The 14,306-nt window shown below is 70.5% G+C and carries 16 protein-coding genes and 1 pseudogene; 9 read left to right on the forward strand and 8 right to left on the reverse strand.

Going from position 1 to position 14,306, the window contains the following annotated elements; genetic code table 11:
- Window positions 1-76: 76 nt before the first annotated feature.
- Window positions 77-1,408 carry a ricin-type beta-trefoil lectin domain protein gene (locus AC068Z_RS06040; RefSeq protein ID WP_478552751.1) on the forward strand — a complete coding sequence of 444 codons (1,332 nt, stop codon included), beginning with the start codon at window positions 77-79 and terminating at the stop codon, window positions 1,406-1,408.
- Window positions 1,409-1,473: 65 nt separating this feature from the next.
- Here the strand turns inward: AC068Z_RS06040 and AC068Z_RS06045 are convergent.
- Window positions 1,474-1,650, reverse strand: a pseudogene (locus AC068Z_RS06045) (DUF6924 domain-containing protein); the annotation flags it as partial.
- A 119-nt stretch (window positions 1,651-1,769) separates the two neighbouring features.
- Here AC068Z_RS06045 and AC068Z_RS06050 point away from each other — a divergent pair.
- Window positions 1,770-1,997 (forward strand): cupin domain-containing protein, encoded by a 228-nt coding sequence (locus tag AC068Z_RS06050; protein WP_478552753.1) that lies wholly within the window; start codon window positions 1,770-1,772, stop codon window positions 1,995-1,997.
- 5 nt (window positions 1,998-2,002) lie between these two features.
- Window positions 2,003-2,368, forward strand: coding sequence for a response regulator (locus AC068Z_RS06055; protein ID WP_478552755.1), 366 nt, complete (start codon window positions 2,003-2,005; stop codon window positions 2,366-2,368).
- A gap of 30 nt (window positions 2,369-2,398) precedes the next feature.
- Here the strand turns inward: AC068Z_RS06055 and AC068Z_RS06060 are convergent, their stop codons facing one another.
- Entirely contained in the window at window positions 2,399-3,058 is a 660-nt protein-coding gene (locus AC068Z_RS06060; protein WP_478552757.1) for a response regulator transcription factor, read from the reverse strand.
- Between the two features lie 314 nt (window positions 3,059-3,372).
- Between AC068Z_RS06060 and AC068Z_RS06065 the strand changes: the two genes are divergently transcribed.
- Entirely contained in the window at window positions 3,373-3,777 is a 405-nt protein-coding gene (locus tag AC068Z_RS06065) for an SsgA family sporulation/cell division regulator (RefSeq protein WP_478552759.1), read from the forward strand.
- Window positions 3,778-3,851: 74 nt separating this feature from the next.
- Complete coding sequence (locus AC068Z_RS06070; RefSeq protein ID WP_478552761.1) at window positions 3,852-4,154, forward strand: WhiB family transcriptional regulator; 303 nt, start codon at window positions 3,852-3,854, stop codon at window positions 4,152-4,154.
- Window positions 4,155-4,164: 10 nt separating this feature from the next.
- On the opposite strand, the gene AC068Z_RS06075 is transcribed toward AC068Z_RS06070, so the two are convergent.
- A complete protein-coding gene (locus tag AC068Z_RS06075) occupies window positions 4,165-5,568 on the reverse strand; it encodes a CHASE3 domain-containing protein (RefSeq protein WP_478552762.1) in 1,404 nt (467 codons plus the stop codon).
- 97 nt (window positions 5,569-5,665) lie between these two features.
- Window positions 5,666-6,556 carry a helix-turn-helix domain-containing protein gene (locus AC068Z_RS06080; RefSeq protein WP_478552763.1) on the reverse strand — a complete coding sequence of 297 codons (891 nt, stop codon included), beginning with the start codon at window positions 6,554-6,556 and terminating at the stop codon, window positions 5,666-5,668.
- Between the two features lie 190 nt (window positions 6,557-6,746).
- On the opposite strand from AC068Z_RS06080, the gene AC068Z_RS06085 reads away from it, so the two are divergent.
- Entirely contained in the window at window positions 6,747-7,667 is a 921-nt protein-coding gene (locus AC068Z_RS06085; RefSeq protein ID WP_478552765.1) for an alpha/beta hydrolase, read from the forward strand.
- Between the two features lie 205 nt (window positions 7,668-7,872).
- Here the strand turns inward: AC068Z_RS06085 and AC068Z_RS06090 are convergent, their stop codons facing one another.
- Entirely contained in the window at window positions 7,873-8,931 is a 1,059-nt protein-coding gene (locus AC068Z_RS06090; protein ID WP_478552767.1) for an aldo/keto reductase, read from the reverse strand.
- A gap of 114 nt (window positions 8,932-9,045) precedes the next feature.
- Between AC068Z_RS06090 and AC068Z_RS06095 the strand changes: the two genes are divergently transcribed.
- Entirely contained in the window at window positions 9,046-9,660 is a 615-nt protein-coding gene (locus AC068Z_RS06095) for a TetR/AcrR family transcriptional regulator (protein ID WP_478552769.1), read from the forward strand.
- Window positions 9,661-10,062: 402 nt separating this feature from the next.
- Here AC068Z_RS06095 and AC068Z_RS06100 read toward each other — a convergent pair whose 3' ends face one another.
- From AC068Z_RS06100 to AC068Z_RS06110, 3 genes are all read right to left on the reverse strand, one after another.
- A complete protein-coding gene (locus AC068Z_RS06100) occupies window positions 10,063-10,539 on the reverse strand; it encodes a hypothetical protein (protein ID WP_478552771.1) in 477 nt (158 codons plus the stop codon).
- 147 nt (window positions 10,540-10,686) lie between these two features.
- Window positions 10,687-11,370, reverse strand: coding sequence for a DUF4397 domain-containing protein (locus AC068Z_RS06105; protein ID WP_478553728.1), 684 nt, complete (start codon window positions 11,368-11,370; stop codon window positions 10,687-10,689).
- A gap of 104 nt (window positions 11,371-11,474) precedes the next feature.
- Window positions 11,475-12,086, reverse strand: coding sequence for an RNA polymerase sigma factor (locus tag AC068Z_RS06110; protein WP_478552773.1), 612 nt, complete (start codon window positions 12,084-12,086; stop codon window positions 11,475-11,477).
- Between the two features lie 170 nt (window positions 12,087-12,256).
- On the opposite strand from AC068Z_RS06110, the gene AC068Z_RS06115 reads away from it, so the two are divergent.
- Window positions 12,257-13,243: a MerR family transcriptional regulator gene (locus AC068Z_RS06115; protein WP_478552775.1), complete on the forward strand. Its 987-nt coding sequence runs from the start codon at window positions 12,257-12,259 to the stop codon at window positions 13,241-13,243.
- A 298-nt stretch (window positions 13,244-13,541) separates the two neighbouring features.
- Entirely contained in the window at window positions 13,542-14,159 is a 618-nt protein-coding gene (locus AC068Z_RS06120; RefSeq protein WP_478552776.1) for a hypothetical protein, read from the forward strand.
- The last annotated feature ends 147 nt before the right edge of the window (window positions 14,160-14,306 follow it).

The following is a 14,306-nucleotide window of genomic DNA, read 5'->3' on the forward strand; positions in this document are numbered from 1 at the left end:
TCGGCCGTACTTGAATCAGGCCCTCGAGATTCGCGTGCATGCACACGTGCCACCCCTCGACCACCGGATAGGTGTCATGACGACTTCCCAACCCAACGAATCTCCCGACGAGCAGACGACCGCGGTGACGGCGCATGCCGAGCCAGAGGGTGGCGGTGAAGCCGAGGAGGAGACGGAGTCCTCCGCCGGTTCGGCGGAGCGCATTCTGACCGCGTCATCGGGCTCTGGGCGGCCCGCCGTGCCCTCCGCCATGACCGAGCCGGAGCCAGAGCCGCCACAGGCAGGACGACATGAGGAAAACGAAGAGCACGAGGAGGCGGAGGAACCCGACGCCGCCGAGGTGACATCGCCGGAGACCGAGCCCGCCGCCCGGACCGCCGACGACTCGGAAGCGAGCGGGTCCACGGACACGTCCGCCGCGACCCCTGACGCCGCGGCGTCTGCCACGGAGACGTCTTCCGCCGCCTCGGACACCTCGGCGTCGACCGGGGCCACGTCCGTCGCGTCCGTCACCGGCGATTCCGCCGTCACGGCGGTGGCGGTCGCCCCCGGCCGGCCGCACAAGAGCTTGCTGGCCGGGGCCGCCATCGCGGGCGCTCTGCTGATCTCCGTTCCGTTCCTGATCAGTGGCGGCGACGGGGACGACGCGCGGTCGTCCGAGAAGCCCGGCGTCACCCCCGGCACCGTGCTGGAGGGGCTGGCGGCGGGGCCCGCGTCCGGTGTGGTCGGCTCGCAGTCACCGTCGCCGCACCCGTCCGAGAAGCAGCGCAAGACCACCCCCAAGGTCGTCACCGGCACCGGGCCGGACGGCAAGCCCGTCAGGGTGACGGTGGCGCCGGAGACGGGCACGTCCGGTGGCGGGAAGAAGTCCTCGGGCGGGGAGAAGACGCCCACGGGCGAGTCGGGGTCGGGCGGGACCGCGGCCGGTTCCGGGAGTACCTCGGGCGACTCCTCCTCCGACTCCGGGTCGACGTCGAGCGACAAGGCCGACTCGGCCCCGAGCGAGCCCTGGCCCGGCGGCGTGCAGATCTACAGTCACGCGTCCAACCACTGCATCGGCGTCGCCAACAGCCCGGACGCGCCCACCGGGTCGGCGCTGGTGATCTGGGACTGCTACGACGTCTCCTACCAGCGGTGGAAGTTCGTCAGCGGCACCGTGCGGTCCGAGGGCAAGTGCATGAACGTGAGCGGTGGGGCGACGGGGAACGGCGCCCTCATCAACTGGACGACGTGCAACGGCTCGGCGGCCCAGCAGTTCCGTCTCAACTCGTCGCACGACCTGACCAACCCGAACTCGGGCAACAAGTGCGTCGACGTGAAGGACCAGCAGACCAGCAACGGAGCGCGTCTGCAGCTGTGGACGTGCGCGGGCACGCCCAACCAGAAGTGGAGCACGCGTACTCCGTAGGGCGATCCGTGTGTCCTGGAGCGCCTGCACGCGCTCCAGGACACGGCGATCAGCAAGTCGGCTTCTTCAGGAGCGAGTTCGACGACCTCCTCGGTGGTCAGATCACGGTAGGCGGGGTCGTCCACGATGTGCAGCGTCGGGAGGAAACCGTCCTTCTCCTGTGGGGTGGTGACCACCGAGCGAAGGGCCTCCCAGGCCGCCTCGTCGGAGAAATCGGTGCGGACGAAACGGCGACCCGGCACACGTGCCTGGGCATGCTAGCGGATGAGGGCAAGGCGCTAACATGTGTGTCCAGTTGGCCGACTTTCACCCTTGTGTGCCTGTTGAGATACGTGTTCGTCTTGTGGTGAACCCGCTCCAAATGCAGATTCCCCGGCACAGGGAGTCAGGTCGGCACAGCCACCCCGGCATCGAGGTCGGCTACATCATCCGCGGCGACGTCCTCATGGAGTCCGACGACCGGCCGCCGCTCCGGCTGCGTACGGGAGACCCGTTCTTCATCCCCCACGGTGGGGCGCCCTGCACACGATGGTGCCCAAACCGTAGGGCTCCCCCTATGGTCCGGCCGCGAGGGCGTTGTGCATGCTGAGACCCATGTGCATCAACATCGTCGTCGTCGACGACGACCCCGGATTCCGCCGCATCGCCACGACGCTGCTGACCGCACGGGGCCTGCGTGTCGTGGCGGAGTCCGGGGACGGAGCGTCGGCTCTGGTCGCGGTGCGCGAACATCGCCCTGACGGGCTGCTGCTGGACCTTCACCTCCCCGACCTGGACGGGCTCAGCGTGGCACGTCGGCTGGCCGAGGAGGACGACCCGCCGCGGATCGTGCTGACCTCCACCGACAAGTCCCTGTGGTCGCAGGAGGAACTGCGCCGAGCGGGAATCGCGTCCTTCGTCGCCAAGGACCGGCTGTTCGACGCCGATCTGCGGAGCCTGTTCACCCGCTCCGCACCCTGACGGCAGCCGCCGTCCTGGGCCTCTTCCCGGCTACTGACCGAGGTAGCGCAGCACCGCTAGGACGCGCCGGTGCTGCCCCGAGGCCGTCTGACTGAGCCCCAGCTTCATGAAGATGCCGGTCACATGCCGTTCCACGGCGGCCACGCTCACGAAGAGCTTCTGCGAGATCCCGGTGTTGGAGTGGCCTTCGGCCATCAGCGCCAGGACCTCGCGCTCCTTCGGCGTCAGCGCTGCCAGCGGGTCCTCCGGACGCTTGCGTCCCAGCAGCGCTGCGATCACGTCAGGGTCGAGCGCCGAGTCACGCGCGACGACCCGCTCGACGGCGTCGATCAGGATCTGCGGGCTGGCGACCTTCTCCTTGAGGAGATAGCCCACTCCGCTCGGATCGTCCCCCACCAGGTCGAGGGCGTAGGAGGCGTCGAGGAACTGGGAGAGCACGATCACGGCCGTCTCGGGCCACGTCGCACGAATCTTCTGCGCGGCACGCAGACCGTCGTCCTGCAGACCCGGCGGCATGCGGATGTCGGTGATCACCACGTCGGGCACGTGCTCCTCCGTGGCACGGACGAGGTCCACCGCGTCCTCGACGGCCTCGACCACGTCGATGCCGGCCTTGCGCAGGATGGTCACGATGCCTTCGCGCACGATCGGCTGATCCTCGCCGAGCACCGCCCGCAGTGGTTGGCTCATGGCGGCATCCTAGCCTGCGCGTAATGGCGCATACATGGCACGGTCGAGGTGTGAGAACGACACTTCCACACATGTCCCGTGCCGGAGCCGCACCGAACCCGGCCGTCCGGCTCTGCCGGACCGCGGACGTCGTAGCACGTCAAGTGGCTGATGCCCACCGCGTTGTGGGGTGGACCCTACATCGGCGTGGGGGAGCCCCGAGCATGGCCGAGGGAACGCACGACAGACCCGGGTGACGCCTGCTCGGAGACTTGGCGCTTGGATCCGGGAGGTCCTTCAGGCCAGTCGGCCTGCCAAGTCCCTAGGAGGCGACCATGCGGAAGTTCCACCGCTCACTGGAGATCACACACTGGGTGACTCCCGCTCTGCCCTTCAGACTGAGCTGCGAGTTCTCGTACGACACACAGGACCCGCTCGCCGTCACGCTGCTCCTCGACAGCGACGGCGAGCGGCCGGTGCGCTGGACCTTCCTCCGGGAGCTGCTGGCCGAGGGCCTGGCCGTCCGGTCGGGCGAGGGGGATGTCGTGATCTGGCCGGTCCCCGACCAGGACGGAGAACCGTCGTCCTTCCACGTGTTGCTGGGATCGGACCATACGGCACTGTTCGAGATCCCCGTCGAACCTGTCGAGGAGTGGCTCTCCGCCACGTACTCCATGGTTGCGCACGGGACCGAGCTGGACGGCGTGGACTGGGACGAGTTGGTCCAGCTCGCGGAGTGAGCGAGCAGGAGAGCGGGACACACCCGCAGCGGACCCGAACCCGGCGAATCGATGGAGAGGAAGAGAGGAAGACGATGTCCAGCACACCGCGCCCCCTTGTGAACGACTGGCAGTGGCAGCAGCGCGCCGCCTGCCGCGGAATGAGCAGCTCGGTCTTCTTCTCGCCGCGGGGCGAGCGGGGCCGGGCACGCCAGGAGCGGGAGGAGCGGGCCCGCCTGGTGTGTGCCCGGTGCGAGGTCGTCGAGATCTGCGGGGCCACGGCTGTGCGGCAGGGCGAGGCCTTCGGAGTCTGGGGCGGGTTGTCGCGTGCCGAACGCCGACGGCTCGGTGCGGACACCACCGACACGGGCGGGAGACATGCCGCCTCCTCGCGGTGACCGACGCTGCTCAGGCCGGGTCGGGCACCGGGATCTGGATCAGGATCGCGGTACCACCGCCCACGGGGGAGTCGATGGCCAGCGTGCCGTCGAAGGCCGCCACACGGTCCGCCAGCCCCAGCATCCCGCTGCCGCTGGACGCCTTGCCCACGCCGCCTATCCCGTCGTCCTCGACGCGGATCCGCAACACGTCCCCGAACTCGACGGTGACGTCGATCCGGGTTGCCTCGGCGTGCTTGACCGCGTTCGTCACGGCCTCGGCCACCACGAAATACGCGTTCGACTCGACGGTGGCGGAGATCCGCCGCTCGTCCCGGCACTCGACGACGGTCGGCACCGGACACCGGGACGCCAGGTCTCTGACCGCCGCGACGAGTCCCTTCACGGTCAGGACAAGGGGGTAGATGCCCGAAGCGAGTTCCCGCAGTTCGTTGATCGCCGTCTGCGCGTTGTCGATCGACTGGTCCAGCAGTTCGATCGCCGTGGCCTCGGTGTCGGGGATCAGCTCCCGGGCGAGCCGGAGCCCGATCATCAGGCTCACCAGGCGCTGCTGTGCCCCGTCGTGCAGATCCCGTGCGGTACGCCGGTGCACCGCCTCGGTGCTCTCCATGATGCGTCTGCGGCTGTCCTGGAGGGATGCCGCCATGGTGTTGAACGAGCCGCCCAGCGCCGCGATCTCGGCCACTCTGCTGGGAGGCACCCGCACGCTCAGGTTCCCGCCCGCGAGCCGCTCGGCCGCGGCGGCGGTTCCGCGCACCGGCCGTACCACCGCTCGGTGTTGGAGCACGGTGAAGACGGTGACGAGCGCGGTCAGCGCCGCGAGTCCCACGGTCGCGGTCAGCACCGCCTGGTGGCTGTTGGACCCCGCGGCGTCGGAGCGCTCCTCCAGCTGTGCGCGTTCGTGGGCCATGTAGCGGTCGAACTGGGCGCGCAGGGCGTCGACGCGATGTTTGCCCTCGGCCGTGATGGGGAGCCCGGAGGCGGTGGCGTCGCCTCGGCGGACCATCTCGACCAGCGGCACCGAGTAGTCGTTGAGGAAGGATTCGAGGCCGCGCGTGATGTGCTCGGCGGCGCGTTGCTGTGCGGGGGAGGTGGTGCTCTCGGTGAACCGCCGGGCCGCCGCGGGGTACGCGGCGCGTGCCGCCAGCCACGGCTGGAGGAACGACTCCCGCTCGGTGATCACGAACCCGCGCTGGCCCGTCTCCAGATCGACCAGCAGCTGCTTCATGTCGCCCGCCTCGACGAGAGCAGTCCGGGAGGCACGCCTGGCCGAGACGGAGCTGTTCGCGTCGCCGATGGCCCACAGAAGGACGGTGAATACGACACATATCAGCAGAGCGAGCAGACCGCCCGCCGCGACCGTCAGGCTCGTCAGCCCAAGTCGTCGGCCCTTGTACCCCCGCCACACCCTCATGCTCCGCCTACCGATAGCCGACACCGACACACCTTGAGTGTGCAATGTATAGGCGAAACGACGAAGTGTGTCCCCCCGTGCGAGGTGATACGCACGGTCAGGGCGAGGAAGAACGTCGACTCCCGTCCTGCGCGGGGTCGGTTCCCGGTGCCTCGGCGGTCCAGGACGTGAGGATGCGCAGCGCGTCGTGGGAGGGGCTGCCGGGTTCGGCGGTCAGGACCATCAGGCGTTGTCCGGAGCCGTCCGGGCTGGCCCAGGTGTCGCAGTCGAGGGTGAGATCGCCGACGAGGCGATGGCGGTAGTGCTTGGTGCCGTACGACGCGCTGTTGACCCAGTGTTCGGCCCACCAGGCACGGAAGTCCGTGTCACGGACCGACAGCTCACCGACGAGCCGGGCGAGGTCGGGGTCGTCGGGGCCGCCCGCGGCCTCCATGCGCAGCGCGGCGACCGCCTCCCGGGCGTCATGCGCCCACTCCTTGTGCATCGCGCGGATCACGGGGTCCGTGAACAGCAGGTTCACGTAGTTGCGCCGGGCCGCGGCCAGGGCGGCGAAGTCGATGTAGAGGGCGGTGGCGGCGGGGTTCCAGGCGAGGATGTCCAGCCGGTCGCCGAGGACCAGGGCGGGTGTCTGGGTGAGCTGGTCCAGCAGGCGCCGCATGGCGGGTCGTACCCGCTGGGCGGGACGGCGGCGACGGGGCCGGTCGTCGGTGCGGCCGGCCAGTTCGTACAGGTAGCGCTGCTGGTCGTCGTCGAGGCGCAGGGCGCGGGCCAGGGTGGCGAGGACGGCGGCCGAGGCCCGGACGCGGCCCTGTTCGAGGCGCGTGTAGTAGTCCACGCTGATCGCGGCGAGCTGGGCGACCTCCTCGCGGCGCAGGCCCGGGACCCGGCGCGGGGCGTCCGACTCGGGCAGGCCGCACTCCTGCGGGTCCAACTGCGCGCGACGGGCTTTGAGGAACGCGCCGAGATGGGAGGGAGACGTCGGTTGCATGCTCTCCAGTGTGGCATGCGCGGCCGGAAAGGACGCGACACGTGTGAGGGGGAAGGTTCTTTCCCAGGCAGAAACCCGCCTCTTCAGCGGGCCGCCTGGACGATGCAGTGTGGATGTGTGCCCGGCGGGGCGCCCTCCAGGACCGCCGACCGGGACGCGAATGTCCTTTCACACGGAAAGAGTTGTTCTCATGGCCAGGATCAGTGTCCGTTTCGACAGCGCCGGTATCGAGCTCGCCGCGCACCTCTACGTCCCCGACACGGCTGCGCAGGGTCCGCGCCCGGCGCTGGTCGTCGGCCACCCTGGTACCGCGGTGAAGGAGCAGACGTCCGGCACGTACGCACGACTGATGGCCGAGCGCGGCTTCGTCACGCTCGCCTTCGACGCCGCCCACCAGGGTGAGTCGGGCGGTCTGCCGCGCGGGCTGGAGGACCCCGCCCAGCGGGTGGAGGACTTCAAGGCCGCCGTCTCGTACCTCGTCACCCGTGACGAGGTCGACGCCGAACGGATCGGCCTGCTCGGCATCTGTGCCTCCGGCGGCTACTCCCTCGCCGCGACCGGCGGAGATCACCGCGTCAAGGCCGTGGCCACGGTGTGCACCGCCGATCCCTCCCGGCAGTTCCGCCTCGGCGCGGACGGCACGCAGGATCCGTCCGTCTTCCAGTCTCTGCTGGGCGCCGCCGCACAGGCCCGTACCGCGGCTGCCCGTGGCGAGGACCCCGGCGCCATGACCATGTTCCCCGAGACCGCCGAGCAGGCCGGTGCGCTCGGCGGGCAGCACGGCGTCGAGGGCTACGAGTACTACTGCACCGCCCGCGGCGAGCACGAACGGTCCGCGAAGTCCCTGGCGTGGGAGAGCATCGACAAACTCGCCTTCTACGACGCCTTCTTCGCCGTCCCCCTCATCGCCCCGCGCCCCATGCTCCAGATCATCGGGGAGCATGCGGTCACCGCCTGGATGGCGATCGAGGCGCACCAGCGGGCCACCGGCCCCAAGGAACTCCATTGGATCAAGGGCGCCAGCCACGTCGACCTCTATGACAAGCGCGAGTACATCGACCCCGCCGTCGACAAGCTCACCGACTTCTTCGCGGGCCTCCTGGACAAGTGATCCGTTCGGCATGCGGGTACATGGCCGCGCCGGCATGCCGTACACTTGATCACGAGTTGGTCGCCCGCAACTTCGGGTGGTCGGCGTTGCGTTGGTGGTCCAAGGAAAGACGCCCCGCTTCCTGCGGGGAAATGCAGGTGCAAGGCCTGCCCGGCGCTCAGATCTGGGGCCCGTCCGCGTTCTGCGGACGGGCCCCATGTGTTGTTCAGGCCGCGGCCGGTGAACTGGCGCCAGTCATGGGCGGGTTGAGGCGGGCGAAGCCCTCCTGGCGCTGGTAGGGGAAATAGGGGTAGGGCGCCGTTCTGGTGCTCGCCGTGTCGAGCTTCGCCATCTGGTCCGGGGTGAGGGACCAGCCGACGGCGCCGAGGTTCTGGCGGAGTTGCTCCTCGTTGCGGGCGCCGATGATGACTGAGGAGACGGTCGGCCGCTGCAGGAGCCAGTTGATGGCGATCTGGGGGATGGCCTTGCCGGTTTCCTGCGCGATCTCGTCGAGGGCGTCGACGACGCGGTACAGGCGCTCCTCCTCGACCGGCGGGCCGAAGTCGGCGGTGTCGTGCAGTCGGCTGCCGGCGGGCAGCGGCCTGCCGCGGCGGATCTTTCCGGTGAGCCGTCCCCAGCCGAGCGGGCTCCAGACGAGTGCGCCGAGGCCCTGGTCGCGTCCGAGGGGCATCAGTTCCCACTCGTAGTCGCGGCCGATGAGGGAGTAGTAGACCTGGTGGGCGACGTAGCGCGGATGGCCGTACTTCTCGGCGACGGCCAGGGACTTCATCGCCTGCCAGCCCGAGAAGTTGGAGACGCCCACGTAGCGGATCTTCCCCGCGCGAACCAAGTCGTCGAGCGTGGACAGGACTTCCTCGACCGGCGTGGCGGCGTCGAAGGCGTGCAGCTGGAACAGGTCGATGTAGTCGGTGCCGAGCCGGCGCAGCGCGTCCTCGCACGCCCTGATCAGACGGGACCGGGAGGAACCCGCGTCGTCCGGTCCGTCACCCATCGGCAGGCTGGTCTTGGTGGAGACGATCACCTGCTCCCTGCGGCCCTTGATCGCCTCGCCCAGCACTTCCTCGGACGCGCCTGCGGAGTAGACGTCCGCGGTGTCGAACATCGTGATCCCGGCGTCCAGGCAGATGTCCACGAGGCGGCGCGCCTCCTGGGCGTCGGTGCTGCCCCAGGCGCCGAACAGCGGTCCTCGGCCGCCGAACGTGCCGGCGCCGAAGCTCAGCGCGGGGACCTTCAGTCCGGATGCACCCAGCCGCCTGTATTCCATGGCCGTACCCCTATCTCCTCAGCCGACAGTCACTAACGGTTCCGTGGTTCCGTTAGTATGGACGCCAAGCTAGCACGTCGATGTCATTAATGAAACTGGGGTCCCGTTATGGATGTGAAGGGCGCGAACGACGCGGAGCCGGGGACCGTCCGACCCGGAGGGCGTACGGCTCGGGTGCGGGCGGCGGTGCTGACGGCGGCCGGGGACAGCCTGGCCGAGGGGGGCTTCGCCCAGCTGGACCTCGCCGACATCGCGCGCCGGGCCGAGGTCGGCAAGACGACCGTCTACCGCCGCTGGGGGACGGTGACCGGTCTGGTGGCCGACCTGCTCATGGACATGGCCGAGCAGTCGCTACCGCGCACCGAGACCGGCTCGCTGCTCGGCGACCTCAAGGCCAACGCCCGTCTCGTGCAGCGCACCTTGGCGGACCCGAGGCAGGGCGCGCTGTTCAAGGCGGTGATCGCGGCGGCCACTTGCGAGCCCAAGACGGCCGAGGCTCTGCACCGCTTCTACGACATCCGCGTAGAGGAGTGGGCCCCCTGCGTCCAACAGGCTGTCGACCGAGGCGAGTTGCCCGAGGGCACCGACCCCCACGAGGTGATCCGCGCCGTCTCCGCCCCCCTTTACTACCGCCTGCTGACCAGCGGCAACGACCTGGACGAAGCGGCGGCGGACCGCGCCGCCGAGGCCGCGGCCGCTGCCGGGCGTGCGGGGGTGTACGTGCGGTAGAGCGTGAGGGAGTGACGGGATGGTGGAGCAGGGCGTGCTGCTCCGGGAGCCCGTCACTGGCGACCGCCGCCGTCGAGTCAGCCACCAGCCCGTGCCCCGGTCGCACGCGACCGCGCCGTCGAATCGGCTGCCAGCCCGTGCCCTGGTCGCACGCGACCGCGCCGTCGAATCGGCTGCCAGCCCGTGCCCTGGTCGCACGCGACCGCGCCGTCGAATCGGCTGCCAGCCCGTGTTCCGGTCGCACGCGACCGCGCCGTCGAATCGGCTGCCAGCCCGTGTTCCGGTCGCGCGCGACCGCCGCCGTCGAGTCAGCCACCAGCCCGTGCCCCGGTCACACGCGACCGCTGCCGTCGAATCGGCCACCAGCCCATGCCCCCGTCGCGCGCGACCGCCGCCGTCGAGTCAGCCACCAGCCCGTGCCCCGGTCACACGCGACCGCCGCCGTCGAGTCAGCCACCAGCCCGTGCCGGCGCAGACGAGGACGATGAGTGGGATCCAACGAGCGGGGACGACGATCCGGGGGCGACGCCGCCTCGGGGCGGGCCCGGAGTCGCGGCCAGTCCCCAGGACGGCACCGGGCGTCCGGCGGCGAGGGTCGGCGGCTCGCGCGGGAGACGCTCGGTCGGCTTCGCCGACCGGTGGGGGAGCCGGTTCCGCGGCCAGCGTTCGCTTGATCCCGCGCCACACCCGTTCCGGTGGTGCGGCCGTCAGGTCCGACGCCTCGACGCTGAGCGCGATGTCCACCACCCTCGCGATCCGGGTCAGTTCCTCACGGCAGGCCGCGCAGGAGGCCAGGTGCCGGAGGGCGGCGGCGGCCTCGTGCGACTGCGCGGTGCCCAGCGCCAGCTCCACCATGTGGGCGGGATCGACGTGGGTCACCGCACCCTCCGATCTCCTGTGAGGCGGGTTGGGCACGCGGCTTCCCTCACCGTCCGAAACCCCGGGCGGACGTGACACGACTGCTCATGGGGGAGTCGGAGGTGAGGGTGATGCCGGTGCCGTCGGCATACGCGCGGCGGGTGTCGTCTACTTGCCGCTGAGCGTCTGGGTCTTGAGCGCCAGGTTGTCCTGATCGGCGCTGCCCCAGGCGTAGACGACGGTGCTGGCGCCCTCCGGGAGCTTGAGGTCGGCCGGACCGATGGCCACGGTGTTCGTGCCGGCCAGGACCACATCGGCGGAGACGGTGCCGGACGGGACCGAGGCGGTTGCCTGCTCGGGGTTCTTCAGTCCCTTGAACACCGCTTGGCCGTCGGCCCGGACGTCCACGGCGGGAGCGGCGGCCACATGACGCACGGTCAGGCGGGCCTCGCCCGCGTCGACCTTCGACACGTCGTTGACGAACGCCGTCAGTGAGGGTTTGCCGTCCGCGGACAGGTGTGCCGCCACCGTGGCGTTGGCCCCCGCGGGCACCTCGATCTTCTTCTCCACGGCCGGTGTGCCGTCGGGTCCCTGGCCCGCTTCGAAGACCTGGATGTCGTACGTGCCCGCTGCGAGGGGCTGGGGATCGGTGACGGTGCCCGGGGCGAAGTCGCTGAGGAGTTCGTCGCCGTTGGCGTAGACGTCCACGGTCAGTCCGGGTACGCCGTGGAAGACGGAGACCATCGCCTTGTCGTCGCCGGAGGAATCCGCGAGGGAGGACGTGGTCACGCCGAGGGTCAGGGCGCAGGCGCCGGCCGTCGCGGCGATGGTGAGGCAGAGCCGCGGGATCATGGTGATCATCCCTTCGAGGAGAACGCCCGCCGGTCGAGGGGGCTGCTGGGGTTTCCGTGACGGTCGTCGTCGTGGATGCGTCCGGCGGCCGTTCTTTCGGCCGGTCAAGCGGGTGCGCTGTCGGCGGGTGCTTGTTCGAGGACGGTGCGCAGGCGGTGCAGGCCGCGACGGACGTGGCTCTTCACGGTGCCCAGGGGCAGTCCGGTGCGTTCCGCGATCTGGGCCTGGGTGAGGTCCTCGTAGAAGGCGAGGCCAAGGACGAGTCGCTGCTGCTGGGGCAGCCTGGCGAGTTCGTGCAGCAGGACGATGCGGTCGAGGATGTGCTCCGGCGATGCCGCGTCCGGTGGCACCGCGTCCGTGTGCTGGGCGGCGTCGATCAGGTGCAGGCGCCGGGTCCTGGCAGCGAGGGCGTCGATGATCTTGCGGCGGGTGATGCCGACGAGCCAGGCGCCCAGTGGGCCCCGCTCGGGGCGGAAGCCGGCCCGGCCGCGCCAGGCCCCGATGAACACCTGCTGGGTCACGTCGTCGGCCTCGTGGCTGTCGCCCAGGGAGCGGGCCGCCATCGTGTGGACCAGACCGCCCCAGCGCTGGTAGATCGCCGCGAACGCGTTCTCGTCGGCGGCCAGCAGACCGCGCGCGAGTTCGTCCTCGTTCGGCGTCTCTTCCATCAGCCGACCGGGTGGGGGCGGCGATGTGGAACGTACGTTCGCGGTCATGGCCGGTTCCTCCTGCCATGTTTCAGGGGCGGGGACGAGGCCGTTCGGCGCGGGTTGTTCGCCCTGGGTGCCGGGGATTCCGGCTCCGTCTGGTGTCCAGTCTTGGAAGTCGAAACGATGCGGACAACATGCGTCGCTTGTGCGTCGTTTCTATCTCGTACACTGGTGCGATGGACGGCAGCCGGGCGCAGGACGAGGACGCGGACCACCGAGCCGGTCTAACGACCGGCGAGGTCGCCAGGCGGCTCGGAGTGGCGCCCACCACGGTCCGCTCGTGGGACCGGCGCTACCGACTCGGGCCCGCCGCGCACACGGGCGGCAAGCATCGGCGCTGGACCGCCGAGGACGTGGCGAGGCTGGAGCGCATGTGCGCCCTGACCGCCTCCGGGCTCGCCCCCGCCGAGGCCGCGCGCCTCGCGCTCAGCGGCGAACAGGTGGCCGTCGACCAGCTGCCGTCCCGCGTCGACCGCCCGGCTCCACGACCGGCGGCCGGCGAGCGCGGCAGCGGCCTGCACCTGGGGGACGCCCGTCAGGAGAGCAAAGGGGTCGCCCGGGCGGCGCTGCGCCTCGACGCCGCCTCCCTGGACGAGTTGCTGGCGGCCGCGATCGAGGAACACGGTCTGGTCGCGGCCTGGACCGAGGTGATCGTGCCGACGCTCCAGGCGGTGGGCCGGAAGTGGGAGCGATCGGGCGAGCGGTACGTCGAGGTCGAGCACTTCCTGTCCTGGCACGTCTCCTGTGCCCTGCGCCGCGCCGCACCTCCCGCGACCGCCCACCGCCCGGGCGTCACCACGCTGCTCGCCTGCGTGCCGGGGGAGAACCACACCCTGCCGCTGGAGGTGCTGGCCGCCGCGCTGGCCGAGCGGGGCATCCCGGTCCGCATGTTCGGCGGCGCGATGCCGGTCGAGTCGCTGGTCGCCGCCGTACGCAGGACCGGACCGGCGGTGGTGGGCCTGTGGGCGCAGTCCCGTACGACGGCCAGCCGGCCCCTGGCCCAGCATGTCGCCGCGATGGCGTGGGGCGTGCGCGGCGCCCGCCAGAAGCCGGCCGTCATGACACTCGGTCCCGGCTGGGCGGGTCAGACCGTGCCCGGCCTGCTCCGCCCGACGGTCCTGGCGGATGCCGTTACGGCGGTGGAGTCACTGGTACATCCGTAGGCGCCGGAGTGGCCGAGGCCGCCGCACGTGTGCGCGTGTGTCCCCGGAAGTGCCTGCGCCCCACGCGCCGGCTCCGAAAGCGATGCAGCCGGCGGAGCGGCGGGTGTGACTGCGTCGCCCCGCCCGGCCGCGAACAGGTTGGAAGCCGGGGGTACAGGCCGCTCGGGAGCACGGAACGCCGTGTCTGTACCGGTCACCTGTTCGGTCCTGATGTCGTGCGCGCTGTGGAGGCCGCGACAAGCATGGCCACGGAAAGCGGTCCGTTCCGGGCCCACGTCGTCCATCTCCAGGAGACTCCATGCGCCGCAAGCTGATCCTCGTCCTCGGAGCGGTGACGCTCCCCGCCCTCGTCGCAGGTGCCTACGCCCAGGCCGCAACGCTGCAGGTGACCAGTCTGAAAGGTGAATGTGCCGTGTCCTGGACAGCGCCGGACGTCACCTTCGAGGCGCAGACTCCCTCGAGTGAGGGCAGCGGGAAGGGCGTGGCGTTCACCGGAAACTCCGGCACGGTCGACATCGAGGGCGACCCCGTCCTCCTCGCCGCCAACCCTGCGGCGCTCGCCGAGGCCCTGGACGTGACGGTGCAGACCAAGGGCCAGTTCACGCTCACGCAGGGTACGGACAAGGTGGTCGAGTTCTCGGATCTCGATGCCAAGCTCCCCCTGGGTGGGGCCACGGCCGTGGTGAAGTCCGGCGAGGCGACCGGAACCCGTATTCCGGTGTTCGACTACGCGGCCCCGGCTGGGTTGAATCCCGAGCTCTCCGCGGTGCCGCTCAAGGCGACCGTCCGTGCCTCCGGCGTCGAGGTCACGCTCACTCCTGAGTTCGCAGGTGTCCTGAACGACACCTTCGGCTCCGGGACAGCGAAAGCCGGTGACCGCTTCGGCACCTGCTCCGGCGAAGCCAGTGCCGGCTGAGGAACCGCGTGGGGCGGCCCGGGGCCAGGGCAGCTGGTCGGCTGCAGCACCCGGGCCATGCGCGTCACTCTCGGGGGTGCAGATCTGCCCGCTGAGGAGTAGCCGGTCACACACCTGTCTATCTCGGGACTGAAATGTTCCCGTCGG

This window comes from Streptomyces sp. NPDC043726, from assembly GCF_056436565.1.

Bases quoted from the DNA above. Each gene is read 5' to 3' on its own strand.
- AC068Z_RS06110 (WP_478552773.1), bottom strand. From the start codon at position 12,086: ATGACCGCGAACGTACGTTCCACATCGCCGCCCCCACCCGGTCGGCTG.
- AC068Z_RS06090 (WP_478552767.1), bottom strand. From the start codon at position 8,931: ATGGAATACAGGCGGCTGGGTGCATCCGGACTGAAGGTCCCCGCGCTG.
- AC068Z_RS06115 (WP_478552775.1), top strand. From the start codon at position 12,257: ATGGACGGCAGCCGGGCGCAGGACGAGGACGCGGACCACCGAGCCGGT.
- AC068Z_RS06070 (WP_478552761.1), top strand. From the start codon at position 3,852: ATGTCCAGCACACCGCGCCCCCTTGTGAACGACTGGCAGTGGCAGCAG.
- AC068Z_RS06105 (WP_478553728.1), bottom strand. From the start codon at position 11,370: ATGATCCCGCGGCTCTGCCTCACCATCGCCGCGACGGCCGGCGCCTGC.
- AC068Z_RS06085 (WP_478552765.1), top strand. From the start codon at position 6,747: ATGGCCAGGATCAGTGTCCGTTTCGACAGCGCCGGTATCGAGCTCGCC.
- AC068Z_RS06050 (WP_478552753.1), top strand. From the start codon at position 1,770: ATGCAGATTCCCCGGCACAGGGAGTCAGGTCGGCACAGCCACCCCGGC.
- AC068Z_RS06055 (WP_478552755.1), top strand. From the start codon at position 2,003: ATGTGCATCAACATCGTCGTCGTCGACGACGACCCCGGATTCCGCCGC.
- AC068Z_RS06120 (WP_478552776.1), top strand. From the start codon at position 13,542: ATGCGCCGCAAGCTGATCCTCGTCCTCGGAGCGGTGACGCTCCCCGCC.
- AC068Z_RS06080 (WP_478552763.1), bottom strand. From the start codon at position 6,556: ATGCAACCGACGTCTCCCTCCCATCTCGGCGCGTTCCTCAAAGCCCGT.
- AC068Z_RS06040 (WP_478552751.1), top strand. From the start codon at position 77: ATGACGACTTCCCAACCCAACGAATCTCCCGACGAGCAGACGACCGCG.
- AC068Z_RS06065 (WP_478552759.1), top strand. From the start codon at position 3,373: ATGCGGAAGTTCCACCGCTCACTGGAGATCACACACTGGGTGACTCCC.
- AC068Z_RS06075 (WP_478552762.1), bottom strand. From the start codon at position 5,568: ATGAGGGTGTGGCGGGGGTACAAGGGCCGACGACTTGGGCTGACGAGC.
- AC068Z_RS06060 (WP_478552757.1), bottom strand. From the start codon at position 3,058: ATGAGCCAACCACTGCGGGCGGTGCTCGGCGAGGATCAGCCGATCGTG.